The sequence below is a fragment of the Alteromonas sp. ABV4_150 genome, assembly GCF_056311745.1.
The window spans coordinates 917,463-942,515 of sequence record NZ_CM149971.1 but is presented as its reverse complement, the minus strand read 5'-3'; the positions used below and the strand labels follow the sequence as shown (position 1 = coordinate 942,515).

Below are 25,053 nucleotides of genomic sequence, written 5' to 3'. Positions count from 1 at the left end.
CCTGACTTACCAATAACAACTTGATGCGTTAGTAATTACTCCGATGTTACTAACACGGCAACGAAGCCCACCGTGCTAGACATGTAAATGTCTATAGCCGGTGGGTTTTTTTTTGGCTACGAGGAACACGTATGACTGGGTTAAAGACAACATCATTACTAAAACGCTTTAGAACGGTGGGCGCAAGCGTTTGTGCTGCACTTGTCGTCTCTGTAGCAACATTTTCAACATCAGTTTCAGCACAAGCCCCCGCAGTTGGGTGGCCTGAAAAAGAAGAGCTGAAGTTTGGTTTTATTAAACTGACGGATATGGCGCCGCTTGCTGTGGCGTATGAGAAAGGCTTTTTCGAAGATGAAGGGCTTTACGTTACATTAGAAGCGCAAGCTAACTGGAAAGTGCTGCTAGACAGGGTTATTGATGGTCAGCTAGATGGTGCTCATATGCTCGCTGGCCAGCCTCTTGGTGCGACTATTGGCTTTGGTACCGAATCTCATGTAGTTACTGCGTTTAGCATGGACCTAAACGGCAATGGTATTACTGTATCAAATGAGATTTGGGAGAAAATGAAGGCGCACATTCCACAGGAAGATGGCAAGCCTGTACACCCAATCAAAGCTGATTATCTTAAACCGGTGGTTGATGAATACCGCAACGCTGGAAAACCTTTCAACATGGGCATGGTATTTCCTGTTTCTACCCACAACTACGAACTGCGTTATTGGCTAGCAGCAGGCGGCATTCACCCAGGTTATTACGCTCCTCACAAGGGGGATACAGCAGGTCAAATTGATGCACAAGCGCTATTGTCTGTAACGCCACCACCACAAATGCCAGCGACCATGGAAGCGGGCACTATTTATGGCTATTGCGTAGGTGAGCCATGGAACCAACAAGCGGTATTTAAAGGTATCGGTGTACCTGTAATTACCGATTATGAGATCTGGAAAAACAACCCTGAAAAAGTGTTTGGTGTAAGCCAAGGTTGGGCTGACAAGTATCCAAATACTCACATTCGCGTGGTAAAAGCCTTAATTCGTGCAGCAATGTGGTTAGATGAAAACGACAATGCTAACCGTCCTGAAGCAGTAAAAATTCTTGCTAAAAGCAACTACGTTGGCGCAGACGAAGATGTACTGGCTAACAGCATGACGGGCACCTTCGAATACGAAAAAGGCGACAAGCGTGACGTGCCAGACTTCAATGTGTTCTTCCGCTACAACGCTACTTACCCGTACTACAGTGATGCAATTTGGTATCTCACACAAATGCGCCGCTGGGGACAAATTTCAGAAGCTTAAGTCTGACGATTGGTACAAAGAAACGGCCAAAAAAGTCTATAAGCCAGAAGTTTATGCCCAGGCTGCGAAAGCGCTTATCGCTGAGGGTAAAGCGAAGGCTTCTGATTTCCCTGAGTTTGGAACGGAAACAGGTTATAAGCCGCCTCAGAGCGAATTTATCGACGGCGTAACGTTTGATGGAAGCAAGCCTAACGCTTACTTAGAGCAATTTGATATTGGTCTTAAAGGCGACACTATTCTTTAAGTGTCTCGTAAAGTAGCCCCGTCGACCCTAAGGTGAAGACGGGGCATTCAAAGCGCAATAGCGCACATTAAGAATCAGGAGCAAGCAATGAGCAAAATGACAACCATTCTTCGCCTTCCATCATCGCCGTCAAACTCAGACTCTTTATTGAGTCGTTTATATCAATCTGCGCCTGCGTTGTTGCTGCCTGTAATCGGCTTGCTGATGTTTCTGGCCATCTGGAATGGCGTTGCAAAAAGTATCGATACATCGTTAGGGCAATTCCCAGGCCCAGCACAAGTTTTTGAACAAGCGGGGGCTTTAATTGACGAGCATGTCGCCCAGCGTGAAAAGGCAGATGCCTTCTATCAACGCCAAGAAGAACGAAATGCAGCCCGTGTGGCTCAAGATCCTACTTACGAGCCGAAGATACGAGACTTTACCGGTGCGCCTACTTTCTTTGATCAAATTTGGACTAGCCTTTACACGGTTATGGTTGGTTTTTTTATTGCCTCAGTAGTCGCTGTTCCATTGGGGATTTTGTGTGGTTTAAGTAAATCAGCATACACGGCTATAAACCCACTTATTCAATTATTCAAACCCGTTTCGCCACTAGCTTGGTTACCACTAGTTACTATGGTCGTAAGTGCGCTATATGTCAGTGAAGACCCGGCGTTCTCAAAGTCGTTTGTTACTTCTGCCTTCACGGTCTCGCTTTGCTGCCTATGGCCAACCCTTATTAACACAGCGGTAGGGGTGTCAAACATTGAAAAAGATCTTATTAACGTGAGCAAAGTGCTGCGTCTTACGCCTTTTGCGCACCTTACGAAAATAGTACTGCCATCTTCAATTCCAATGATTTTCACTGGGCTTCGATTATCGCTTGGTATTGGTTGGATGGTACTCATAGCAGCGGAAATGCTTGCCCAAAACCCAGGGTTAGGAAAGTTTGTTTGGGATGAGTTTCAAAACGGTAGTTCAGAATCCTTAGCACGAATCATGGTGGCAGTATTAACTATCGGTGTCATCGGCTTTGTACTGGACCGTTTAATGTTGTCAATTCAGCGCGCGGTAAGCTGGGATAAGTCGAGCGTATTACGCTAATTTTGAGGAGAAATTTATGCACACTAAACACTTAGAGTTAGAGCAGGTAGGTATCGACTTCCCAACTCCAAAGGGCCCCTTTACTGCGCTTCAAGATGTAAATCTAAAAATTAGTAAAGGCGAATTCGTATCACTAATTGGTCACTCTGGCTGCGGAAAATCGACAGTGCTGAATATTATCGCGGGTTTACACCAAGCGACTTCAGGCGGCGTAATATTAGATGGCTCTGAAGTAAAGCAGCCAGGACCAGAGCGCGCTGTAGTATTTCAAAATCACTCGTTATTGCCTTGGCTTACGGTATATAAGAACGTTGAGTTGGCGGTCAAATCCACCATGCGGGGCAAGAGCAAAGGCGAAATGCGCGAATGGATCATGCACAACTTAGAGCTTGTACACATGACCCACGCACTCGATAAGCTGCCTAGTGAGATCTCCGGGGGTATGAAACAACGTGTAGGTATTGCGCGCGCGCTGGCAATGAAACCTAAAGTGCTATTGATGGATGAACCGTTCGGCGCGCTTGACGCCTTAACTCGTGCACACCTTCAAGACTCTTTAATGGAAATTCATGCTGATTTAGGTAATACCGTCATCATGATCACTCATGATGTGGATGAGGCCGTGTTGCTATCTGACCGCATCGTAATGATGAACAATGGGCCCGCCGCTACCATCGGTGAAATTCTAGATATTGAGTTGCCTCGCCCCCGTGACCGATTGGCGTTGGCAGACAACAAACAATATAACCACTACAGACATGAGGTATTAACCTTCCTTTACGACAAGCAGAAAAAGGTTGAAACCGTTACTTCCAGAACTAACAACGCAACATCAAAACCCAGCGGGGTGACATCTGAAAAAAAAGACACTAAAAAATCAGATGCTGCCTAGCACTATCGGCATCTGATAAGGGCGGTAGCTTTACCGCCTACAACGTATAACTTTCACTTTTCAACCGGCATTTTTATGCTGGCTGGGTAAGTGTTGACTAATAAAAAGCTAAAATCAAAACCGATAGGGAACACGCATGAACACGTTTCAAAAATTAAGCATTAATATGTTAGCTACCTCTGTAATGGCAGTTTTAGGTGGCAGCGCAATGGCAGCTGATATTCATACCGCGCTAAGTGACTCAAAGGCATGGGCTGACCTTAATTTGCGTTATGAGGCCGTAGATCAAGACAATGCGCTAGAAGATGCAAGCGCGCTGACCTTACGCACCCGTTTAGGCTTTAGCTCGGGAAGTGTTAATGGCTTTTCATTTACCGCCGAGGTTGAAGACAACCGCATTGTAATGGGGCAAGATGAGTTTACCGTGGGGCCTACTGGCTTTAATGTGGGTGAATACTCTGTCATTGCTGACCCAGAAACGACCGAAGTAGACCAAGCTTTTATTCAGTACAAAACAGATGGCTTTACAGCCAAAGTTGGGCGCCAAGTTATTACGCTAGACGACCACAGGTTTGTTGGTCACGTTGGCTGGAGACAGGACCGCCAGACCTTTGATGCCGTTAGCGCAAAATATGCGGCAACGGACAATCTAGAGCTTTTCTATAGCTATTTATATAAGCGTAACCGTATTTTCGCCGAAGCTGCTGATTTAGATTCAAAAGACCATATCCTTCACGCAACTTATACATCGAAAATCGGTAAGTTTGTGGCTTATGCGTATCTATTAGAAGTAGATAACAATACAGACAATGCACTAGATACATATGGCCTAAGCTATGACGGAAAGATGAAAGGTGACAGCGTAAATTGGGCTTATGGCGCTGAGTTTGCTACTCAATCGAGCGAAGCTGGCGCGGGAGAAACTGCCACTGATTTCGACGCGTCTTATCTAAATGCCTATCTAGCCGCAACCTTCTCTGGTGTAACCGCTAAAGTCGATTATGAAGTACTAGGTTCAGATGATGGACTGTACGGGTTTGCTACACCTCTTGCTACTATGCACAAGTTCAACGGTTGGACCGATCAGTTTTTGGGGACACCAGCACAAGGCTTACAAGACCTGAAGTTTTCACTTTCTGGCGGCCTAGCCGGTGGTAAGTGGCTTTTGGCATATCATGATTTCAGCGCTGACGACAGCAGCAATGGTGTTGATGATTTAGGTAGCGAATTTAATGTTCAATACACCAAAAAATTTGCGGGTAAGTACAATTTCGGTATCAAGTACGGTACCTACGACGCGGGCGATATAAAAGTAGACACTAATCGCTTTTGGATGTGGATTGGTACACGTTTTTAATTGCTATGCGAATTAACTCTGAGACCTAACCTAGCGTTATAGCTTCACTAAGCTTTGATTGGCTAAGTCGTTATTGACTTAGCCAGCCTTTTTCAACGGCAATATCTAGCTGTTGAGTAACATAGTCCCACAGCGCAGGCGCACAAGATTTTAAATGTGCATTTCGCGACTCGATTTTCTCTCTTGCAATACCGTGACGCTTCCAGCTTCCGCCATTGTCTTTCATATTTTGAAATACAGGAAGTACTCGGTCCATCGCTTTAGCAAATTCTGCATCGGCTGTTTCTGCTGCTTCAAACTCAAGCCATAAATTGAGCAATTCGCTATCGAGTGGACTTGGTAATAAACCAAAAATGCGCTTTGCGGCCGCGAGTTCCTTCTCAGCTTGCGCGTCGTGATCGCTCTGCTCGTTAAATGCAAACATATCGCCAGCGTCAATTTCCACGATATCGTGAATAAGGATCATGCGAATAACTCGCGTGATATCAATTGGCTTGGCTGCATATTCACTTAACATGTTTGCCATTAATGCGACATGCCAGCTGTGCTCTGCGGAGTTTTCTTGACGGTAGTCATCACTTGGAAGTGTAATTTGGCGCTTAACCGCTTTAAGTTGATCGAGTTCACATATGAATTCGGCAAAATCACTAACATCATGCATGTGAAAAGACTCCTGGGCGTAAAAATGGGCGCCTTAGCGCCCATTTAATTGTTTAGGGTAAATGTGAAGCGTAATTGCTAAAAAGCGGTAATTACTTCTGTTCTGATAACCACACGATAAGGTCAGCGATATCATCAAAGGTCATATCAGAGGTAAACGTTGGCTGATATTTACCGTTGATAATAAAGCTAGGCACACCAGTTAGGTGTTCACGGTACTCATCGATTTGCTGTTGGTTTTTGCGAACCATGCTGTTTACGCCAAAGCTCTTCGCCATTTTATCAAACTCTGCACCGTCTACGCCGTTAACTACGAAGATGTTGCGAAGGTCTTTCAGGCCTGTGATAGACGCACGCTGTTTATGAATATAGTTGAAGATAGCGCCGTTCATTGCATCTTCTTGCTTCATTGCACGTGCAATAAGCATAGCTTTGGTAGCATCGTCCTGAACTTCTGGGCCGGTAAAGCGCATAAAGTTTACGTGTACTTTGTTGAACTTAGTACCGTCGCTTTTCTTTTCTTTAATTTGTGCAACGATTGGTTCAAATTGGAAGCAGTGTGGGCACCAAAATGAGAAGTACTCAGTAATTACGGGTTTATCTGTGGCTTCTTTATCAAGCACTTTATAGTGCGTGCCTTCTTTCCATTTAGGCGCCGGCTCTTGAGCACAAGCTGTTAATGGCAAAAGCATTGCCATGACAAACATTACTGCAAACTTTTTCATGGATTATGATCCTGTATTAAAAAAACGATTATCAAAGTTGAGATTATCACAGCCTTATTCGCTTAACTAGGACCTGTTTCGCAACAAGGTCTTAGTACGCGATAAGGTTAACATTGGCTGCGATAGGATAAGCGATTGTCGCAGAATAAACCTCTTACCATGAATAGAATATGAATAGCATTTACTGATACGGCTAGAGTAGGGGGAGATAAAAAATGTGCCGAAGTTTAAGCCTGCGCCAAAGAAGGGCGATGATAAGTAGAAGCAAAAGCTACAATAATAAAATAGACGCCAAACTATTGAACGAAAAACGGCTACACCAAGGTATAGCCGAATAGATTACTAGCCTAAGCCTAAATTAACTACATGGTGTAATTAACTACTAGCAGTGCGCGACGTTCCTGTCCAGCATAGCCCACAATGTCTTCATAGTCGGTATCAAATGCATTATCTACTCTAAAAGAAACTTGCCACTGCGTATCAATTTGATAGTTCAGGTTCACCGTAGCAAGGGTATAAGCTGAAAGTGCCAACGTTTGCGAAGGCTCAGGGAATGGCGGGAAGAAAGTGTCGAAACGGCTTCCAGTATAAGCAAGCTTGGTATAGAAACTGAACTTATCTGTTCCAAAGTCAGTGGTATAAGTAAGTGAACCTTGATGGCGAGCACGACGTAACTCTGTGCTTGTGATACCACTGTCAGTTTGTTCAGCGTCTAGGTAGCTATAGGCGGCAGTAAAGTCACCATAGCCACTGTCCCAGTTTAGCTCTACATCAACCCCTTCTCGTGAACTTTCACCATCAATGTTATCTGCACTGAACGCACCTAAATCAGATACGAAAATGAAACCATTTATTTCGTCTTCAAGATCAGCAGTGTAAGCGCTGATTTGACCAGATAGTGATTTCCAATTAGCTTTAATACCCACCTCCCATTCTTCACTGGTTTCAGGCTCTAGGTTGGAGTTTCCGATAAAGCTTGCTGGGAAGTAACCAAAACGCTCGGTAAAAGTAGGGGTTTTAACGGCTTTACCATAGCTGGTAAAAACGGCGTAGTGGTCGTTAAGTTGCCATGTGAGACCGCCGCGATAGCTTACGGCATTGTCGAACTCACTATTGTTGTCGAACCTTGCGCTTAATGTTGCGGTTAGCGACTCGGTTAACTGACTGTTTGCTTCTGCAAATACGCTGTAGGTGTTGTCGTGTTGTTTTTGATTAGGATCGCCAAATACAATAGGACCGCGCTGGGTAAAAAGACGCTGCAAATATTCAACACCGCCTGCAAAATCCCAATTGTCGACGGTATAGAACCCTGTCCAGTTTAACTCTATGCGCTCACCGGTAGTACCGCCTGTGTCCGCGCCTGACTCAGTGTTGTCGTTCTCGTCTTTGCGATAATGTGCACTCAGCGCTGAGCGATAGCCTGTGTTTTCAGGGGCGAATTCCCATTTTAATTTTGCACTAATTTGCGTGCCATCTGTTACGTTGTCTGTATCAGCGGGAAGGCCGGTTGTCACAAAATCAGTGCCGTCGTAATCGTTCTCGTACTGAACCGTGCGAAGGTTAGCTATTAACGTATGCTCCGACGTTGCTGCATAATTAATATTAATGCCAGCGGTCATGTTGTCGTAGCCATCATCTTCGTTACCAACACGAGATACGTTGTCACCGTCGGTACGTATGTAGCTGGCGTATGCAGAAATACCTACGTTATCGCTTTGCGAGCGCGCGTTCATGCTGCCCTGCAACGTACCTTGTGTGCCAACGCCAGCAGAGAAGTCTAAGTGTGACGCATTATCGGCAAATTGGCCTGATTTTGTCGTAATGCTCAATACACCACCGATAGCGCCGCTGCCCCATCTTGCGCTCTGCGGGCCTCGAAGAAGCTCTATGCGCACCACGTTTGCGCTAGTTAAATGAGCAAGGTCAACTAGGCTTCCTTGGCCTACGTCGTTGGCAACAACGCCATCAATTAAAACAAGTAGATGGTTGGTTTCACCGCCGCGCACGCGAAGCTCGGTTAAACCGCCGGGGCTGCCTGACTGGGACAAACTGACGCCAGGTAAGCCGCGAATAAGGTCGGTAAGTTGAAGTGCGCCCGAAGCTTTAATGTCGCTTTCAGTCAGCACCGATACAGAGCCAGGCAGTTTAGTTAGCGAAATAGGTAAACGGGTGCCGGTGACGGTTAGCGTTTCAATATCTTGGTTTGAAGTTTGCGCGAAGGCAGATGTGCTTAAGCACGAAATAACTGCAGCGCTAAGGGCTGCTTTAGTAAAATGTGTACGCATGGTTTTTATATTATCTTTGATGCGCTCCACCCGAGCACATGATGAGTGAAAGTGCACGTTGTTACTTATTCTTTTGAATAGGAGCAAAAAACGACACCATGAAGTACAGGCCGGTATCCGGGCTTACTCGCCAATACCGATAAGGTAATGGCTCTTTTGCCTTCCCATCTAGTGACGTCTAATTGCGCTGAAGCGCGTTGACGTATAAAAGACAGTGGCGATTGAAAAGAAAACGACAATGCGTTGAGTTTACCGTTGCGGGGGCAGCATCAGCTTTTCACTGATTTCCCGTTTAACTATTGTCACAGTAGTAGTTATGGAGCGCGACAAAAGCACCTACACAGCGCGATTATATAGAACTTAAAAAGTGATAGCGAATACGGTTTCTTATAAGTTACGCTTTTTCGATTTGTATAAAAATATCGAAAAAGCGCTTTGATAAGTGATGTAAAAGTTGAATCAGTAACCTAGTTTCAACGGGGGCTCTTGGAGTGCAGATAGCTGCTCTTTCAGGGCAAGTATTTGGCCTTCCCAATATTTGTCTTCAGCAAACCAAGGGAACGCACGAGGAAACGCAGGGTCTTCCCACCGACGAGAAAGCCACGCCATATAATGCACCATGCGCATTGCTCTAAGCGGTTCGATAAGCGCTAACTGAGCCGTATCGAATTCGTGAAATTCTTCGTAGGCCTCTACTAGGGTATCTAGCTGCAAAAGCTGCTGTTGGCGGTCGCCACTTAACATCATCCATAAGTCTTGAATAGCGGGTCCCATACGGCAGTCATCTAAGTCAACGAAGGTTGGGCCGTCGCGCCATAGTATATTGCCTGGGTGGCAGTCACCGTGTAACCGAATATTCGATGTTGGCTTATACGCTTTTTGGGTGGCCTCAATAACTGGATTGAGTATGGCAAAAAAGGCCGTCTTCAAATGCTCGGGTAGCAGTGTGCTTTGCAACAGAACCTGTTTGGGCTCATCAAGGTAACTTTCAATGTCAATTGAGGGGCGATCTGCAAACCCTTTAGCTGACGCTACGCGATGGATACGACCAATAAAACGTCCCATCCATTCGAGCTGATCAAGGTTGTCGTTTTCAAATTGTCTACCGCCTACCGAAGGGAATAGCGTAAATCGATAGTCAGTCTCTGCCACCGTATGATGATGGAGTGTTTTACCGTTTAAAGCTAAAGGTGCGGCCAATGGGATTTCGTTATCCATTAGCTCTGCAGCAAACGCGTGTTCTTCAAGAATTTGCGCATCTGTCCATCGACCTGGGCGATAGAATTTTGCCACATAGCGCTGACCGTCTTCAGCCAAAAATTGATAAACGCGGTTTTCATAGCTGTTGAGCGCTAGCAGGCCGCTTTGAAGAAAAATGCCCTGACTTTCCAGGGCATCTAGTATGGTGTCTGGGCTAAGCCCAGAAAAAGAAAAATCTGTCATCGATAAAGGAATTTGGTTGGTTCATCAACAGTAACCGTCTCCCCATCAATAGTGGTGGTTACACTGATAAAAATATCGGTAACCGTATCTTCCAGATTATAAGCGTCCGTTGCAACAGAAATCGGCGTACTGTAAACCGCACCACCTTTAACTGTCACCTCTTGCTCACCTATATATTCGTAGTCAGGCAGACCTTTTACAGCAATAGAGTAGGTTTGGGTTTGCTGTGTTTTGTTAAGTACTTTTATGGTATAGACGTTCTCAATTAGCCCTTCATTCGTTTCGCGGTATAGGGAATTTCTATCGCGGATAATGTCGACTTCGGTGGGGCTGCGCATCCAAATATTAGCGAATAGCAAACCGGTCATAACAACAAGTACGACAAAATACCCAATTAATTTAGGGCGCAATATATGAGTTTTACCGCCAGCAAGTTCTTCTTCCGAGGTAAAGCTTATCAGGCCTTTGGGATAGCCCATCTTGTCCATAACGCCGTTACAGGCATCAACACAAGCACCGCAGTTGATGCATTCGTATTGAAGGCCGTTGCGAATATCAATACCGGTAGGGCAGACTTGAACACATAAATTACAGTCGATGCAGTCACCTAAGCCTTTTTCCTGCACCTGCTCGTGACTAAGTTTTCGAGGGCGTGGACCGCGTTGTTCGCCCCGTTTTGCATCGTAGGATACGGTAAAGGTATCTTTGTCGAACATGGCAGATTGGAATCGTGCATAAGGACAAATGTGCGTGCACATAATTTCACGCATATAGCCTGCATTTCCGTAGGTACAAACTGCAAAAAAGATAACTGAGAAACCCGCCCAGAAGCTGGTCTCAAATGTGACGAAGTCAACAAACAGAGCGTCAATAGGGGTGAAGTAGCCAACAAAGGTTAATGCAGTTAATAATGCTACTAGTACCCAAGCGGTATGCTTGGCTGTTTTACGCAAGAACTTGTCTGTATCCATCTTGCGCGCATCAAGGGCTATTCGCTTATTTCGTGGGCCTTCGAACTTTTCTTCAAACCAAGTGTATATGTATACCCATGTCGTTTGTGGGCACATAAAGCCACACCACACTCTACCGGCAAAGGTGGTGACAAAGAACAACGCAAAAGCGGAAACAATGAATATATAAGCCAGTAAAGTAAGGTCTTGAGGCCATAAAGTGAGAGAGAAAATAGTAAAACGCTGTTCGCCGATATCAAGCAGTACTGCTTGATGTCCGTTGTACTGAATCCATGGAATGATGGCAAAAAGGGCTAGAAAGAAAAGACCAAAGAAACGTCTAAACGTTTCCAAAGGGCCCTGTACGGCGCGCACATAAATGCGGCTACGGGAATCGTGTCGTTTACCCTCAGTGGCCCCTTTGGGTTTATGTACTTTTACCGGTGTTACGTTTTTGACCGGTATTTGTTCATTCATAGCTTAACCTTTTGTGACGTAACAAACTGCCAGTGCAGTATAACTGCGTTCAACCCGTCATATTTAATATAGATCAATAATGTGGCGTATGGTCTATCTTTTTGAACTTTCAGTCAATACTGAAAGTTCAGAAAGCAAAGTGATTGGTTTTATCTTTAGCGACATTATGTCATTTTGTAAATTTTTAAATACAGTGTCGTGAATAGTGAGTATTGAATGGGGCCTGTAAGTAAATAACAAGACATACCTTAGTATCAACTGATATGTTTACAGAGGGGTAGATGCCACACTAATCTTAAACGCATAAATGTGGTCAATTGGCGCCCAAACCATGTACAGTGGACGTTGTTGTAAAATAAATTAGCAAAGCATTTATTGAGCATGTTGTATTTGATGTATGCTCCAAGTTGGCGCTATTTGTTGTAAACGTCTATCAAAGTTAGCTGAGAAGTCATGTTAAGGTTCTTTATTATCGCTGCGGAGATTATTGTTTTAGTAATCGTACTGCGTTCTCCATTTGTTCAGTATCTCTTTGAAGATATACAGCACTCAGTGTCTGAATGGCTGGTGACTATAGCCACACTACCAGAGCGAAAAGAGTTGGGTAGTCTACAAGACAAATTAAATATCGAGTTAAGCCCTTTAAAGCCTTACCAGCAAAACTATATAAAACAAATTACTTCCGATGCCGCGAGCGTAAAACGCTTTCATCACACTTATTGTGAAAACGATGACATAAACCCTAATTTCACGGGAACTAAACGCACAAATCTGTGCCTAATCATTAAACAGTCTCCGGTTATGCAAGTTTCAGAGCGACATTAGCTTTTTATTTGAAAAAGCGCTGAATCTAATGTTTTCTAATGTTTCTTTGATATTAACCTTCTTAAAGCCTGCTAACTTTGGGTTAAAACGACTGAGTTTAGGAGCATGAAAGTGAATAAATTACGTACTTTTTCTTGTTTAGGTTGCGCCGTAACAGTGGGGCTTCTTGTGGTTCTTGCGCCAACCCAAGCCGCTGAGGTGGAGATAACTTGGGAAGAGCCAAAGTCTTACAGCGACGTCAGGCCATCTAATGAATCCCGTAAACGTTTCCGCGAACGAACATTAAAAGAGTTAGAAGAGCATATTACAGAATTGGCAAGCGACTTACCCGAGTCTCAGGTATTGTCTATGACAGTAACAAACGTAGATTTGGCAGGACAGGTTTGGCCAAGTCAGTTTGTAGGTTTTGGTAACGGCGCAGGCGGTGATGTGCGTATCATTAAACGGGTTGATATTCCCAGAATGACATTCAGTTACACACTGTCCGATGCTGATGGGCAAGTTATTTTGAGCGCTGATGATGTGAAGCTAAAAGACATGGATTTTATGGAATCTAATATTCGTCGCAACCGCAAGGAGTCTTTATCATACGAGAAAGCCATGCTAAACGATTGGTTTGCTGATACGTTTTCCACGCAAGTGGCGGCAAACGATTAATACATCTTTTTAAAACAGTAATAAAAAAGGTCACGTATAGTGACCTTTTTTGCGCTCTTGGCCCAACTTTATTGGGCTAAGGAAGCGTATGTTGCTTATAGGTAATCAAACTCATTGCCTGAAATGGCGAGTGTGCTTTCAGGGCCTGCTTTGTAAGCTGCTTTGTGCGCATCGCGACGTACTAAAATACGTTCCATATAGAAGTCACGTGTCTTCATCTTAGACGCTGCAAGAACTGCATTACCTGATGCCTGAGCTTTGTCTGCCATGCTGTACCAAAGTACACCAATAAGCGAGTAAGCACTGTAAGCGAGATAGTCACATGCAGCTGCCGCAGCAGTTGTCGCATCCATCCCCAAGCAGTCTGCTGACGATGCGCGCCAGTCATCAAGAATACCTTGTGCTAGAGCTTTTGCTTCACTATCTTGGATGTCACTAACCAATGCATTGAACGCATTATATGTAGCTTCCATCATCTGTCCGCCATCGCGGGTTAGCTTACGGCCGATTAGGTCTAGCGCCTGTATACCGTTTGTTCCTTCGTAAAGCATTGCAATGCGCACATCGCGCATAAGTTGCTCCATGCCCCATTCACGAATAAAGCCGTGACCACCGAAAACCTGTACGCCCAAGCTGGTGGTTTCAAGGCCCATATCGGTCATAAAGGCTTTACAAATAGGCGTTAGAAATTGAAGGACCTTGTCGGCATCTTCTTTTTCCTGTCCTTCACCAAGTTTCTCTACGTCCATAAACTTAGCGTAGAAAAGTGAAAGTGCACGGCAGCCCTCAATCAGTGATTTCTGCGTGAGCAACATGCGGGCTACGTCAGGTTGAAATACGATTGGGTCCGCTTTGCCCTCAGGGTTTTGGATACCCTGAGGTGCGCGAGACTGCACACGTTCGCGAGCGTAGGTGAGCGCGCCTTGGTACGAGGCTTCTGCCGCACCTAAACCCTGAAGGCCTACCTGGAAACGTGCGTCGTTCATCATAGTGAACATGCATGCTAAGCCTTGGTTTTCTTCACCAACAAGGTAACCTGTTGCGCCGTCGAAATTCATCACGCAAGTCGGGCTCGCCTTGATCCCCATTTTGTGCTCAATGCTTCCTACTGAAAGGCTGTTTGCTTCACCAGGCTCATTACTAGCATCTGGAAGGAACTTGGGCACTAAGAACAAGCTTATACCCTTAACCCCTTTAGGTGCGTCAGGTAGACGAGCAAGCACAAGATGAATAACGTTCGAGCTCCAGTCGTGATCACCGGCAGTGATAAAAATCTTGTTACCTGTTACCTTGTAGCTGCCGTCGCCTTGTGGCTCTGCTTTAGTGCTTAGCAAGCTCAAGTCTGTTCCTGCGTGAGGCTCGGTCAGGTTCATGGTACCTGTCCACTCGCCGCTGATTAGCTTGGCAAGGTAAGTATCTTTTAGTTCTTTGCTTGCGTGCTTAGTCACCGCAAGTGTTGCGCTTTCTGTAAGCATAGTGGTTAAGCGCCAGCTAAGGTTCGCTGCGTTCAACATCTCGTGAACTGGCACGGCCATCGTATAGGGTAAGTCTTGACCGTCATATTCGGCGGTGCCCAACATGGCGTTCCAGCCGTTCGCAACGTATTCTTGGTAAGCGTCTGCAAAGCCTTTAGGCGTGGTAATTTTTCCGTCTTCAAGCTTACAGCCTTCTTCATCACCTTCACGATTGAGTGGGGCAACTACATCTAGTGCAAACTTTGCACCCTGCGAGATAATTTCATTGGCCAAGTCGCTATCGAAGTCGCTGATACCGAGCTTTTCGTAGTGAGCATCGAGTCCAAGCCAGTCTTTTAATAAAAACTGAAAATCAGTTGTAGGGGCGTGGTACAGAGGCATGGATGACTCCTTTTTCAAACAAGTGTTTTAATTTTGCTTATTATAGTCACAAAAAGCCTAGTCCGAATAGCCCGTTAAAGGAAAGTTAATAATAAATTTCCGTGATGAGACGTGGAAAATAGCTGCTTGTTAGCGTGTGGGAGAGGTATCTAGGTGGCAACCCTTGCATTTCATACTCTCACTGGCATGCTTAGGCTAAATTATCCCATTTATTTACGCACCTTTTTGACACGGTACAAATCTATATGAATTCAGATAGCGCTTATAACAACCCTAAACAACCTAATAATAGCGAAAAGCGCCCCGTTTGCGTTGTCACAGGCGGAAGCTTAGGTATTGGTTTTGCAATATGTAAGTTGTTTAGCGAAAACGGCTATCAAGTGGTTAACTTAGATATCAGAGATTTTGAGCAAGCTGTGTCTAACGCCACTTGGAAGCCTTGTGATGTAAGCGTGGTAAGTAATGTTGAGGCTGCAATCGATGAAGTTATAGCGGCTTATCAACGCATAGACGCTTTAGTGTGTAATGCGGGTATCCACGTTTCAGCGACTATTGAAGATACTGACGAAGATCTGCTTGATAAGGTACTTAGCCTGAATGTTAAAGGCGCCTATGGCGCAATCAAATCTTGCTTGCCGACCATGAAAGAGCAGGGAAGTGGAGCCATTGTTGTGATGGGTTCTGATCAGTCTTTTGTAGGAAAGCGAAATTCTTTTGCTTACGGCGTGAGTAAAGGAGCACTGGCGTCTATCGCAAAAACCACGGCACTTGATTATGCCCCATACAACATTCGCGTTAACGCGGTTTGTCCGGGTACCATTGAAACGCCCTTGTTTCATAACGCCATTGATAATTATGTGGCACGTTCTGGGGCAGATAAAAATGAAGTGGTAGCCGAAGAAGCCGCAGCTCAACCCATTGGGCGGTTAGGTCAGCCAGAGGATGTAGCAGAACTGACCTATTTTTTATGTAGCGATAAGGCATCTTTCATCACGGGAAGTTTGTACGCTGTGGATGGGGGCTACACGGCACAATAAATAGGACTCAATAAGCGCTCCTCAATTGTGAAAGCGCAATAGCATTGCACAAGTAGGCGATGTAAAAAGCGCTACAGTTAACTGCACAAACTCAGGGTTAAAGCATTAAATCATGGTTCAGCATTCACAAACGTGGGTAGACCCTCATATTCATCTTTTTGCTTTAGATGAAGGTCAATACGATTGGTTAAAACCCATTAATGCGCCTTTTTGGGCTGATAAGAGAAATATTGCCAAAAATACCACAGAGGCGATGCTCCATCGTGCTTCTCAAGGGCAGCTTCGTGGGTTTGTGCATATTGAAGCAGGCTACGATAACTTTAGACCGTGGCGAGAAATTGCTTTTTTAGAGCATCATTGTGCGCTGCCATTTCGCTCGGTTGGGTGTATCGATTTAACTGGAAATAGCGTCGGCAGTCATATTGAAAAGCTAGCGCTTTATCCCTCTGTACGTGGGCTACGTCACATTTTAGACGACGAGGCTGAAACGCTTCTGCGCGCCCCTAAAGTAAAGTGGGCGCTTGGTCACATGGCTTCTAAAGGCTTGTCTTTTGAGGCGCAGTTCAATCTTGTGGATAGTAAAGCTGTAATTGGATTACTTAACGTATTAGAACAAACTCCAGCTTTGAAAGTTGCGATTAATCACGCCGCTATTGCACCATTTGATACAAAGAGCTTGGCGTTTAAAACATGGCGACAAAACATTCGGGTCTTGAGTGAAACCGGGCAGGTTGCGTTTAAGTTTTCGGGATTAGAGATGCAAGACCGCAGTTGGAACTGGCAGCGTGCTTACTATATTTTTGAAACCTTATTAAGCACAGTTGGCACAAGTCAAATCATGTTTGCGAGCAACTTCCCACTGTGCCAGTGGCGAATGTCTTATGCTGCGCTTTGGCATGGGTTCTCAGATATGATAACGCCGCTTTCTGAAGCTCAAAAAGCGGCGCTGTTGTCTATAAACGCTAGGCAGTGGTATGGCTTTGCTTAAGCGCTAGCCTGTAACAAGCCTCATAGCTTATTCCGGCGCCGTTAACTTACTAGTTTGCAGGAGCGCCGGAATGTAACTTTGCTATTTAAGTTCCGTTACCGTCATGTGTGGCGAGCGATAAACCACCTCATCGTTAAGGTCGATACCAATTCCCGGCGTGTCAGGCGCTTCTATAAAGCCGTTAACTGGCTGAGGGTCTTGAATACAAAGCTCACGGTTCCAATCTTTGATGGCATAGGTGTGATGCTCGTGAATTAAAAAGTTTGGAATAGCCGTTTCTAGGTGCAAACTTGCCGCAGTAGCAACTGGGCCACCGCAAACATGCGCCTGAACGCGCACGTCGTAGATGTCGGCATAGTCACATACTTTCTTCGCTTCTGTAAAACCACCGCAAAGGCCAACGTCAGGTTGAAGTACATCAAGAGACTGGTCCTCAAGATAAGGGCGAACGTCCCAACGGTGATACAAGCGTTCACCGCCCGCTATAGGCACGTTAACGTTCTTTGCCACTTTGTCGTGAAGCTTAGAGTTAAGGTAATTAACTGGCTCTTCATAATACAGGCAGCCAATCTCTTCAACAATGTCGCCCAGCTGTATAGCCGTTGAAGCACCTAATAAACTGTGACATTCAAAGATAATGTCGCCATCTTCACCCATGGTGTCTCTAATCGCCTGAAGACGAGCTTTGAAAAGTTTAAGCTCGGGCTTAGTAAAAAGCTTGGTTCTGTCAAAGTGGGTGTTGCCATCTTTATCGTAAACGATAGGATCAACTTTTACTGCGTCGTAACCGTCTTTCAGCGCTTTTTCAGTGGCGCGAGCATAATCTGCTGGGTCGTTAAGTTTGGTGACTTCTTTATCCCAGTCAAACTGTAGCTGGCTAGCGTAGCTGCGAAGTTTGCCATTCGTTTTACCACCGAGTAGTTCGTAAACAGGCAAACCTAGTGCTTTGCCTTTTATATCCCAAAGCGCGGTATCAATGGCGCTCATCGCGGCATAAATCACCGGGCCGCCGCCTAGTCCCCAAAAGCCCTCGCGCAGCATTCTCGACCAAAGTAATTCAGTGTGAAAGGGATTAAAGCCAATTAGCATGGCTTCGGCTATTTCCTTAATCATATGTGCAGCGGCGCTATGGCCCCAGTCATAAGCAAGTCCCGCTTCACCTACGCCTGTAATGCCTTCATCAGAATAAACGCGCACAAAAACAGGGTTCCATTGTGGGCGTTTAGGGCATTCGATATCAAAAATTTCTACTTTGGTGACTTTCATATTTTTTAGCAATTCCTGTTTGAAATGAGTTGGCGTTTGGCTAAATTATTCGCAAAAACTTGGGTCTAAGTTATAGGCTTTGCGCAACATGGCTGGCCATGCTTTTTGCCCGCCAGTTTCGCCGCTGTGAACAACGTTTGCCTGGGCGTATATACCATCAATAATGCTTTGCGGTACTTCGATAACTTCTTCGTTAGATTGCATCAACGCAAGCTGAATTTCGCACGCACGCTGTAAATCGTAAAAACGCATAAAGGCATCGCCAACAGTCGGACCAAGGGTTAGACCGCCATGGTTAGGCAAAAGCATGTGATTAGTATCGCCAAGATCCTCCTGCAGGCGTTTCTTCTCGCTATCGTCTACCGCTAAGCCTTCATAGCTGTGATAAGAAAGCGAAGGAAGCGAAAACATTGAATACTGGCTCCAAGGCTTCAATCCGCCTTTCACCGAAGCCACCGAGATGGTAGCTAATGTATGGAGGTGGATAACGCACTGGGCATCATGACGCACTTCGTGAATTGCGCTATGAATAGTGAATCCGGCTGGGTTAATCCCATAGGGTGTGTCGTCCAATATATTGCCGTCTAAGTCGACTTTTACCAAGTTGGAAGCCGTAACTTCATCGAAGGTAAGCCCAAAGGCATTAACAAGATAATGGTCTGTGCCCGGTACCTTGGCAGAAATGTGGGTATAGATGAGATCGCCCCACCGCATATCTGCTACTAACCGATAGCACGCCGCCAAATCGACACGGGTTTGCCATTCTCGTTCAGATACTTTGCCCTTTAAGCTTAATGTTGGCAGTGAATACAAGCCACTTCTCCTGTTTATTTCATAGCGACAATTTACCAATACCAGCAACGATGAACAATGCTTTGTCAGTGCTGCTTTATATCGAATTTGGTATAGCCATCACGCAAGGGAATAAGATCATCGCCATAACGCATCGCATCATGACCGAGCATAAATGGGTCTGCCTTTACAAGTTCGACAACTTCTATTTTTGCCCACGGCGGGGCATCGAAAGTGTTCGGAAGCTTTTCAATTCCAGCATCTACATAACAGCCGAAGATGGCTAGGCCATTTGATGTTGTCGATAAATATTCACTCACCTTAACGTTAAACCCTGTTTCTTCCCATGTTTCCCGATGGGCTGTACACGCAAGAGATTCATTGTCAGATAGTCCTCCGCCAGGGAAGTCCAATTTGCCAGAAAGGCGATGCTTTACCAGCAATACTTTTCCTTCAGTTTTTATTAAACAGGCCGCGCCAACGGGGGAGGCCTGAGCGTTTATCTCAGCGTGAACATTCTTAGATAACAGTGCATCTGAAACACGGCACATTGGTGAACTAGGCGTTGACTGAGAGCATGCGAAAAGCGTTAAAACGGCGAATATAGCTGATAAGCGAAATAAGATAACCATTGATTTGGGTAAAATACTCTAGCGGGTGTTTGCGATTGCTATAAAAGCAATCAATATTATCGCAAAGACTCTACGCAAAAATAAAAATAACACAACTAATACCAGTCCGCGTAGATCATTACCCACTCAGCGAGATTTAAAATGTTCGTAATCGCGGCGTGTTACCGCAGGTGTAGTGGCTCTACATCAAGGTGACACAACAAAGAGTACGGACATTTTAAACTCGCCCTTCGGGAAGGTCTGGCAAGCTTCCTAGCTTCATTCTGGGAATTTGAAAGGGAACACCATTCCTGCATTCCCACGCTTCGCTAGGAAACTTGCCAGCGCCTTCTGAGAGGGCAATGATCTATGCGGATTGGTATAAAAATAATAACGCGGTACACAAAAACATGTTTGGGAAAGTTTGCGCTTATGTAAAGTGAACTTTGTGTACTTGAGTATTCGTTGAGTTTTTAAGAAAAGTCCACGCTCAACGCAATACTATTTTACCAATAGGAAAGGTTATGTCTTCACGATTATCGTTATCGCCCTTATTGCTCGGCGTAGTGTTACTTGCTGGTGTTGTGGCGTATTTGAATATGCCTCAGGAGAAGAGCAAAACAAATGCCGGCGCGAGAGCCACACCAGTGAAAACAGCTGTCGTTTCATCTCGGGCATTTCCTATCACTATCGAGTCGCTGGGTACGGCTACTGCTAACGAGTCAGTGAATATTACGGCGCAGGTCACCGATACGGTAAAAGCGATAAATTTCGATGATGGCGATAAAGTCGTAAAAGGCGAGCTTTTGGTGCAGCTAAACAACACTGAAGAGCGCGCCAGAGTGGAAGAACTAAAAGCTAACATTGATGAGGCTAAACGTCAGTTTACCCGCATAGCTGATTTGCGTCAGTCAAATGCTACTTCTGAACAGCTTCTTGATGAGCAACAAGCACGAGTGAAAGCATTACAAGCCCAATTAGATGTCGCCTTAGCTCAACTCAATGACTTACAAGTCCGCGCGCCATTTAATGGGCTGCTAGGCAACCGAGAAATCAGCGTTGGTTCATTAATTCAGCCAGGCGACACTATCACCACATTAGATGATATTAGCCAAATCAAAGTTGATTTTAGTATCGCTGAAAACCATCTTGCTAGCGTGGCTAAAGGGCAGACAGTAAGTGCGTCGTCAGTCGCTTATCCTGGAGAAGAATTTACAGGGAAAATCACTAATATTGATACGCGCCTAGACCCTGTTAGTCGCTCCATTCGCGTGCGTGCCACTATTGATAATAAAGACAGTCGTCTGCGTCCAGGAATGCTGTTGACTGTCGTGGTAGAAAAGCGTGTGCTTAACGCTTTAGTTTTGCCAGAGAAGGCGTTGGTACCAGTGCAAGATAAACAGTTTGTTTATGTGGTGAAAGATAACGTCGCACATCAGACGGAAGTGGAAATTGGGGAGCGTCGACCAGGGCAAGTGCAAATTGTCAGCGGTGTAAGTGAAGGGGATGAAGTTATAACCGAAGGTACACTTCGCGTACGTGACCAATCTCCGGTTAATGTATTAAACCGTTAGGGAGCAAACAGTTATGCTATTGTCAGACGTTTCTGTAAAGCGCCCGGTTTTTGCCACCGTACTCAATTTACTGCTGATTATTTTTGGTATTGTCGCGTTCTCCATGTTGAGCTTACGGGAATATCCCGATATCGACCCTCCTATTGTATCAGTTAATACAACCTACACTGGGGCTTCAGCGAACATAGTCGAAACTCGAATTACCCAGCTTCTAGAGGATAGAATTTCGGGTATTGAAGGCATAAAGAACGTGACTTCCACGTCTCGTAACGGTCGTTCAGACATTACTATAGAGTTTAAACTTTCCAGAGATATTGATGCGGCAGCTAACGATGTGCGTGAGCGAGTCAGCCGCGCGTTAAATAATTTGCCCGACCAAGCCGATCCCCCTGAAGTATCTAAAGCGAACTCAGATGAAAGTGCCGTGGTGTGGTACAACTTACGAAGCACCAACCTTAATACTATGGAGTTGACTGACTACGCAGAACGTGTGCTGGTTGACAGACTATCCATTGTTGATGGTGTGGCTAGAATTCAAATTGGTGGCGGAAGACGCTATGCAATGAAAGTGTTCTTAGACCGCAATGCAATGGCGGCCAGGGGCATAACCGTTAGTGATGTAGAGCAAGTGATTCGCGCTGAAAATGTTGAGCTGCCTGCTGGTGAAGTAGAAAGTGCTGATCGTGACTTTGAAGTACGGGTTGCACGCACTTTTCTAACGCCGGATGATTTTGCGGCGCTTACCGTCGCAGTAGGAGATAACGGCTATCTCGTTCGCCTTGGTGAAATAGCCAATGTTGAGCTAACGGCTGAAGATGACGAAACCGAGTTTCGCGGTGATGGCGTCAATATGATAGGCCTTGGCATTATCAAGCAGTCTAAAGCCAATACTCTCGAGGTAGCCCGCGCGGCTAAAGCGCAGATAGAAAGAATAGAAGCGACCCTTCCAGATAATATTTTCATTGTACCAAGCTACGACTCGTCGGTTTTTATTGAAGCGTCGATTGACGAGGTGTATGAGACCTTGGGGATCGCTATGCTAATGGTAGTGATCGTCATATACGTTTTCCTCGGTAATATTCGCGCCACGCTCATTCCTGCGGTAACCGTACCCGTGTCTATTATTGCGGCTTTTATAGTGATGTATGCGCTGGGCTTTTCGATAAACCTGCTAACCCTGCTTGCTATGGTGTTAGCGATTGGCCTGGTGGTAGATGACGCTATCGTTGTACTTGAGAACATCTATCGACGCATTGAGATGGGAGAGCCGCCTATCTTGGCTGCATATCGCGGTGCCAAAGAGGTCGGGTTTGCCGTAATTGCCACCACTCTGGTACTTATCTCTGTATTCGTTCCTTTGGTTTTCCTTGAAGGTAATATTGGCAGGCTTTTCACCGAGTTTGCGTTGGCTATTGCGGCAGCAGTCGCATTTTCAAGTTTCACCGCACTGACTTTGTCGCCCATGATGGCGTCAAAGATACTTAAAAAACGCCCACGTTCGTCAGGCTTCGGAAGCTGGATGGATAAGCGTTTTTCAAAGCTTGAAAGCAGTTATTTCAATACGTTGGGTAAAACCTTACACCAACCTTTCCTTATGCTGCTCATGCTTATTATTGCGGTTGTTGCGTTAGTCCAACTCTCAGAGAAGGTTCCTAGTGAGTTCGTTCCTAAAGAAGATAGAGGTAACTTTTTCATCTTAATGAATGCTCAAGAAGGGGCGAGCTTTGAAAGTAACGCACGAAATCTAGAGCAAATAGAGAGCATATTAATGCCCTATCGCGAGAGCGGTAAAATTAATCGTCTTTTGGTGAGAACACCGGGTTTCGGCGGCAATGCGGGAATTGCGATCGTAGGTTCTGCAGATTGGGATGAGCGTGATTTCAGCACATTTTCACTAATGGATGAAATCAGTGGCAAGCTCAACAGCGTGCCCGACGTTCGCGCTTTTGCGATTATGCGAAGCGGGATATCAGGAGGCGGGCTTGGACGTCCTGTACAGTTCGTCTTACAAGGTGATACTTATGAGAACCTTGTAGAGTGGCGTGACATCGTTTTACAAAAAGCAGCGCAAAATCCAGGATTAATTCGACTAGACTCTGACTACAAAGAGACATCACCCCAGTTATTGGTCAATATTAATCGCGACAGAGCGGCTGACCTTGGCGTATCAATTAGCGATATTGGCGGCACGTTAGAGGTCATGCTTGGTCAGCGTAGGGTGTCGACATTCCTTGATAGAGGTGAGGAATACGATGTCATCATGGAAGGCATAGAAGAAGACTTCAGAAGCCCTAACAGCATTGAAAATTTATACGTGAGGTCATCTCGTACCGGTGAACTTATTCCCATGGATAACTTACTCACCTTTGAAGAGCAGGCTACGTCAGCAAGATTAAATCGCTACAACAGAATGCGGGCTGTAACTATATCGGCAAACTTGGCAGATGGTTACACACTCGGTGAGGCGCTCGCCTACTTAGAGAATATTGTGTCCACTGAATTGCCTGATAATGTTTCTATTGATTACAAAGGGGAGTCACAACTTTACCAAGAAGCGGGCAACTCGTTTGTTTATGTGTTCATGCTGGCGCTTGCGGTGACTTACTTAATATTGGCTGCGCAGTTCGAAAGTTGGGTGCATCCTTTGGTAATCATGCTCACCGTGCCTTTAGCCCTCGTTGGGGCATATATTGGGCTATTTTTTAGCGATATGACAATTAATATCTACAGTCAGATTGGTTTGGTTATGCTTATTGGGCTTGCCGCAAAAAATGGTATATTGATAGTAGAGTTCGCTAATCAACTTCGCGATGCAGGTATGGAGTTTGAACTCGCACTTAAGCGTGCTGCCGCACAGCGTTTGCGGCCTATCGTAATGACGGGGTTTACCACCGTGTTTAGCTCTTTACCTTTGGTGCTTGCATCAGGACCTGGCGCTGAAAGCCGGATGGTGATTGGTATGGTAATCTTCTCTGGTGTGCTTGTTTCAGCATTTATGACCCTCTATGTTGTTCCCACAGCCTATAGCTGGCTTGCAAGGAATACCGGCTCTCCAATGCAGCGAACCAATGAAATAGAAGCGTTAGAAAAAACGATCCCTTATAGAAAAGGTGAGTCGTAGCAATTCGCTTGTTAACGATTGATTGTCTTTTGAACTCGCACTGACGAACGTTGGTGCGCGTTTAAAAATGTCGGGTATTTTATTTCATACTCTAATATGAGTTTTCATCACTTCTGTTGCAAAGCCTACCTTCTTTAAGTTTATGATCTTTCGAGGTTAGTTCGGCCTTTCTGCATTGCATTTAGTTTTCTTATCGGCATTTATAAGTGCTAAAAGTATGTATTAGACAAACGTATAGTTGTTTAACTTTCTACTTTCAATACACTGCGCGCATTCCCCAGGCGCTTATATAAGCTATTAATTTATATAAGATAAATATTTAAAGCTCAAAGTGGCGAATATTGGATTTGTGACCAATACTTACACCGTTGTAAATGTTCGGACACACAAGCACCTGTTTGCTTCATATCGCTCAAACACGCAAATGTCGTTTTAGACGTGTTCAAAGAAAGTGAAGGGCGATGGGCTAGCACTCACACAGACTTCAGAGGACATATGATGAAAAAATGGATACTTGCAGCCGGACTGTGCTGCAATGTTGCGATTGCTGATGTAGCAGTCATCGTGCATCCTAGCAATGGCGACTCACTAGATAAAGATAGTATAAGCCGACTTTTCTTAAACAAAGCAAAAGCATTTCCAGGCGGTACAAAAGCAGAGCCTATCGCGTTATCTGAAGGCCAATCTGCCACCGACGAATTTAACGGCAAAGTATTAAACAAAACTGCAGCACAACTTACTGCGTTTTGGTCAAAACTTGTTTTTACCGGTAAAGGTCAACCTCCAAAGGCCTTAGGCAGTGACGCAGACGTTATTTCTGCGGTTGCAAGCAACCCAGGCGCCATCGGATATGTCGATGCTGGTGCTGTGAACGATAGCGTACGCGTAGTCGCTACTTTCTAACTTACCGTT

The 25,053-nt window shown here is 45.2% G+C and carries 19 protein-coding genes, 1 pseudogene and 1 riboswitch; of the genes and pseudogenes, 11 read left to right on the top strand and 9 right to left on the bottom strand.

Features of this window, described 5'->3' with window-relative positions; all coding sequences use genetic code 11:
• Positions 1–131: 131 nt before the first annotated feature.
• From ACYX4M_RS04035 to ACYX4M_RS04020, 4 genes and pseudogenes are all read left to right on the top strand, one after another.
• A pseudogene (locus ACYX4M_RS04035) lies at positions 132–1,542 on the top strand (CmpA/NrtA family ABC transporter substrate-binding protein).
• 87 nt (positions 1,543–1,629) lie between these two features.
• Positions 1,630–2,625: an ABC transporter permease gene (locus ACYX4M_RS04030; RefSeq protein WP_476081990.1), complete on the top strand. Its 996-nt coding sequence runs from the start codon at positions 1,630–1,632 to the stop codon at positions 2,623–2,625.
• Between the two features lie 16 nt (positions 2,626–2,641).
• Positions 2,642–3,517 carry an ABC transporter ATP-binding protein gene (locus ACYX4M_RS04025; protein ID WP_476081989.1) on the top strand — a complete coding sequence of 292 codons (876 nt, stop codon included), beginning with the start codon at positions 2,642–2,644 and terminating at the stop codon, positions 3,515–3,517.
• 136 nt (positions 3,518–3,653) lie between these two features.
• Entirely contained in the window at positions 3,654–4,874 is a 1,221-nt protein-coding gene (locus ACYX4M_RS04020; protein WP_476081988.1) for an alginate export family protein, read from the top strand.
• A 70-nt stretch (positions 4,875–4,944) separates the two neighbouring features.
• Here ACYX4M_RS04020 and ACYX4M_RS04015 read toward each other — a convergent pair whose 3' ends face one another.
• The 5 genes from ACYX4M_RS04015 to ccoG form a co-directional block, all read right to left on the bottom strand.
• Positions 4,945–5,535 carry an HD domain-containing protein gene (locus ACYX4M_RS04015; RefSeq protein ID WP_476081987.1) on the bottom strand — a complete coding sequence of 197 codons (591 nt, stop codon included), beginning with the start codon at positions 5,533–5,535 and terminating at the stop codon, positions 4,945–4,947.
• A gap of 91 nt (positions 5,536–5,626) precedes the next feature.
• Positions 5,627–6,259, bottom strand: coding sequence for a thiol:disulfide interchange protein DsbA/DsbL (locus tag ACYX4M_RS04010; protein WP_476081986.1), 633 nt, complete (start codon positions 6,257–6,259; stop codon positions 5,627–5,629).
• A gap of 362 nt (positions 6,260–6,621) precedes the next feature.
• Entirely contained in the window at positions 6,622–8,544 is a 1,923-nt protein-coding gene (locus tag ACYX4M_RS04005; protein WP_476081985.1) for a TonB-dependent receptor plug domain-containing protein, read from the bottom strand.
• A 91-nt stretch (positions 8,545–8,635) separates the two neighbouring features.
• Positions 8,636–8,899, bottom strand: a riboswitch (cobalamin riboswitch).
• Positions 8,900–9,003: 104 nt separating this feature from the next.
• On the bottom strand, positions 9,004–9,987 hold the full coding sequence (locus ACYX4M_RS04000) for a serine/threonine protein kinase (protein WP_476081984.1): 984 nt from the start codon (positions 9,985–9,987) through the stop codon (positions 9,004–9,006).
• Positions 9,984–11,414: a cytochrome c oxidase accessory protein CcoG gene (ccoG, locus tag ACYX4M_RS03995; RefSeq protein WP_476081983.1), complete on the bottom strand. Its 1,431-nt coding sequence runs from the start codon at positions 11,412–11,414 to the stop codon at positions 9,984–9,986. Before ccoG ends, ACYX4M_RS04000 begins: the two co-directional genes overlap by 4 nt.
• Before the next feature lie 453 nt (positions 11,415–11,867).
• Between ccoG and ACYX4M_RS03990 the strand changes: the two genes are divergently transcribed.
• On the top strand, positions 11,868–12,239 hold the full coding sequence (locus ACYX4M_RS03990) for a hypothetical protein (RefSeq protein WP_476081982.1): 372 nt from the start codon (positions 11,868–11,870) through the stop codon (positions 12,237–12,239).
• Between the two features lie 111 nt (positions 12,240–12,350).
• Complete coding sequence (locus ACYX4M_RS03985) at positions 12,351–12,896, top strand: DUF3016 domain-containing protein (protein WP_476081981.1); 546 nt, start codon at positions 12,351–12,353, stop codon at positions 12,894–12,896.
• Between the two features lie 95 nt (positions 12,897–12,991).
• Here ACYX4M_RS03985 and ACYX4M_RS03980 read toward each other — a convergent pair whose 3' ends face one another.
• Positions 12,992–14,752 (bottom strand): acyl-CoA dehydrogenase family protein, encoded by a 1,761-nt coding sequence (locus ACYX4M_RS03980; protein ID WP_476081980.1) that lies wholly within the window; start codon positions 14,750–14,752, stop codon positions 12,992–12,994.
• A gap of 245 nt (positions 14,753–14,997) precedes the next feature.
• Here ACYX4M_RS03980 and ACYX4M_RS03975 point away from each other — a divergent pair, with 245 nt between their 5' ends.
• Both ACYX4M_RS03975 and ACYX4M_RS03970 read left to right on the top strand, forming a co-directional pair.
• Positions 14,998–15,789, top strand: coding sequence for an SDR family NAD(P)-dependent oxidoreductase (locus ACYX4M_RS03975; protein ID WP_476081979.1), 792 nt, complete (start codon positions 14,998–15,000; stop codon positions 15,787–15,789).
• Between the two features lie 112 nt (positions 15,790–15,901).
• A complete protein-coding gene (locus ACYX4M_RS03970) occupies positions 15,902–16,777 on the top strand; it encodes an amidohydrolase family protein (protein WP_476081978.1) in 876 nt (291 codons plus the stop codon).
• A gap of 81 nt (positions 16,778–16,858) precedes the next feature.
• Here ACYX4M_RS03970 and ACYX4M_RS03965 read toward each other — a convergent pair whose 3' ends face one another.
• The 3 genes from ACYX4M_RS03965 to ACYX4M_RS03955 all read right to left on the bottom strand — a co-directional run bounded on the left by ACYX4M_RS03965 (position 16,859) and on the right by ACYX4M_RS03955 (position 19,386).
• Entirely contained in the window at positions 16,859–18,043 is a 1,185-nt protein-coding gene (locus ACYX4M_RS03965; protein WP_476081977.1) for a mandelate racemase/muconate lactonizing enzyme family protein, read from the bottom strand.
• 45 nt (positions 18,044–18,088) lie between these two features.
• Positions 18,089–18,856 (bottom strand): class II aldolase/adducin family protein, encoded by a 768-nt coding sequence (locus tag ACYX4M_RS03960; protein ID WP_476081976.1) that lies wholly within the window; start codon positions 18,854–18,856, stop codon positions 18,089–18,091.
• 65 nt (positions 18,857–18,921) lie between these two features.
• Positions 18,922–19,386 carry an NUDIX hydrolase gene (locus ACYX4M_RS03955; protein WP_476081975.1) on the bottom strand — a complete coding sequence of 155 codons (465 nt, stop codon included), beginning with the start codon at positions 19,384–19,386 and terminating at the stop codon, positions 18,922–18,924.
• 584 nt (positions 19,387–19,970) lie between these two features.
• Between ACYX4M_RS03955 and ACYX4M_RS03950 the strand changes: the two genes are divergently transcribed.
• The 3 genes from ACYX4M_RS03950 to ACYX4M_RS03940 all read left to right on the top strand — a co-directional run bounded on the left by ACYX4M_RS03950 (position 19,971) and on the right by ACYX4M_RS03940 (position 25,044).
• Entirely contained in the window at positions 19,971–21,020 is a 1,050-nt protein-coding gene (locus tag ACYX4M_RS03950; protein WP_476081974.1) for an efflux RND transporter periplasmic adaptor subunit, read from the top strand.
• Between the two features lie 13 nt (positions 21,021–21,033).
• Positions 21,034–24,141: an efflux RND transporter permease subunit gene (locus tag ACYX4M_RS03945; RefSeq protein ID WP_476081973.1), complete on the top strand. Its 3,108-nt coding sequence runs from the start codon at positions 21,034–21,036 to the stop codon at positions 24,139–24,141.
• Between the two features lie 498 nt (positions 24,142–24,639).
• A complete protein-coding gene (locus ACYX4M_RS03940; protein WP_476082849.1) occupies positions 24,640–25,044 on the top strand; it encodes a type 2 periplasmic-binding domain-containing protein in 405 nt (134 codons plus the stop codon).
• Positions 25,045–25,053: the final 9 nt, after the last annotated feature.

Bases quoted from the DNA above. Each gene is read 5' to 3' on its own strand.
- ACYX4M_RS03990 (WP_476081982.1), top strand. From the start codon at position 11,868: ATGTTAAGGTTCTTTATTATCGCTGCGGAGATTATTGTTTTAGTAATC.
- ACYX4M_RS04000 (WP_476081984.1), bottom strand. From the start codon at position 9,987: ATGACAGATTTTTCTTTTTCTGGGCTTAGCCCAGACACCATACTAGAT.
- ccoG (WP_476081983.1), bottom strand. From the start codon at position 11,414: ATGAATGAACAAATACCGGTCAAAAACGTAACACCGGTAAAAGTACAT.
- ACYX4M_RS04020 (WP_476081988.1), top strand. From the start codon at position 3,654: ATGAACACGTTTCAAAAATTAAGCATTAATATGTTAGCTACCTCTGTA.
- ACYX4M_RS03970 (WP_476081978.1), top strand. From the start codon at position 15,902: ATGGTTCAGCATTCACAAACGTGGGTAGACCCTCATATTCATCTTTTT.
- ACYX4M_RS04030 (WP_476081990.1), top strand. From the start codon at position 1,630: ATGAGCAAAATGACAACCATTCTTCGCCTTCCATCATCGCCGTCAAAC.
- ACYX4M_RS03940 (WP_476082849.1), top strand. From the start codon at position 24,640: ATGAAAAAATGGATACTTGCAGCCGGACTGTGCTGCAATGTTGCGATT.
- ACYX4M_RS03955 (WP_476081975.1), bottom strand. From the start codon at position 19,386: ATGTGCCGTGTTTCAGATGCACTGTTATCTAAGAATGTTCACGCTGAG.
- ACYX4M_RS03965 (WP_476081977.1), bottom strand. From the start codon at position 18,043: ATGAAAGTCACCAAAGTAGAAATTTTTGATATCGAATGCCCTAAACGC.
- ACYX4M_RS04005 (WP_476081985.1), bottom strand. From the start codon at position 8,544: ATGCGTACACATTTTACTAAAGCAGCCCTTAGCGCTGCAGTTATTTCG.
- ACYX4M_RS03980 (WP_476081980.1), bottom strand. From the start codon at position 14,752: ATGCCTCTGTACCACGCCCCTACAACTGATTTTCAGTTTTTATTAAAA.
- ACYX4M_RS04025 (WP_476081989.1), top strand. From the start codon at position 2,642: ATGCACACTAAACACTTAGAGTTAGAGCAGGTAGGTATCGACTTCCCA.
- ACYX4M_RS04015 (WP_476081987.1), bottom strand. From the start codon at position 5,535: ATGCATGATGTTAGTGATTTTGCCGAATTCATATGTGAACTCGATCAA.
- ACYX4M_RS04010 (WP_476081986.1), bottom strand. From the start codon at position 6,259: ATGAAAAAGTTTGCAGTAATGTTTGTCATGGCAATGCTTTTGCCATTA.
- ACYX4M_RS03950 (WP_476081974.1), top strand. From the start codon at position 19,971: ATGTCTTCACGATTATCGTTATCGCCCTTATTGCTCGGCGTAGTGTTA.
- ACYX4M_RS03945 (WP_476081973.1), top strand. From the start codon at position 21,034: ATGCTATTGTCAGACGTTTCTGTAAAGCGCCCGGTTTTTGCCACCGTA.
- ACYX4M_RS03975 (WP_476081979.1), top strand. From the start codon at position 14,998: ATGAATTCAGATAGCGCTTATAACAACCCTAAACAACCTAATAATAGC.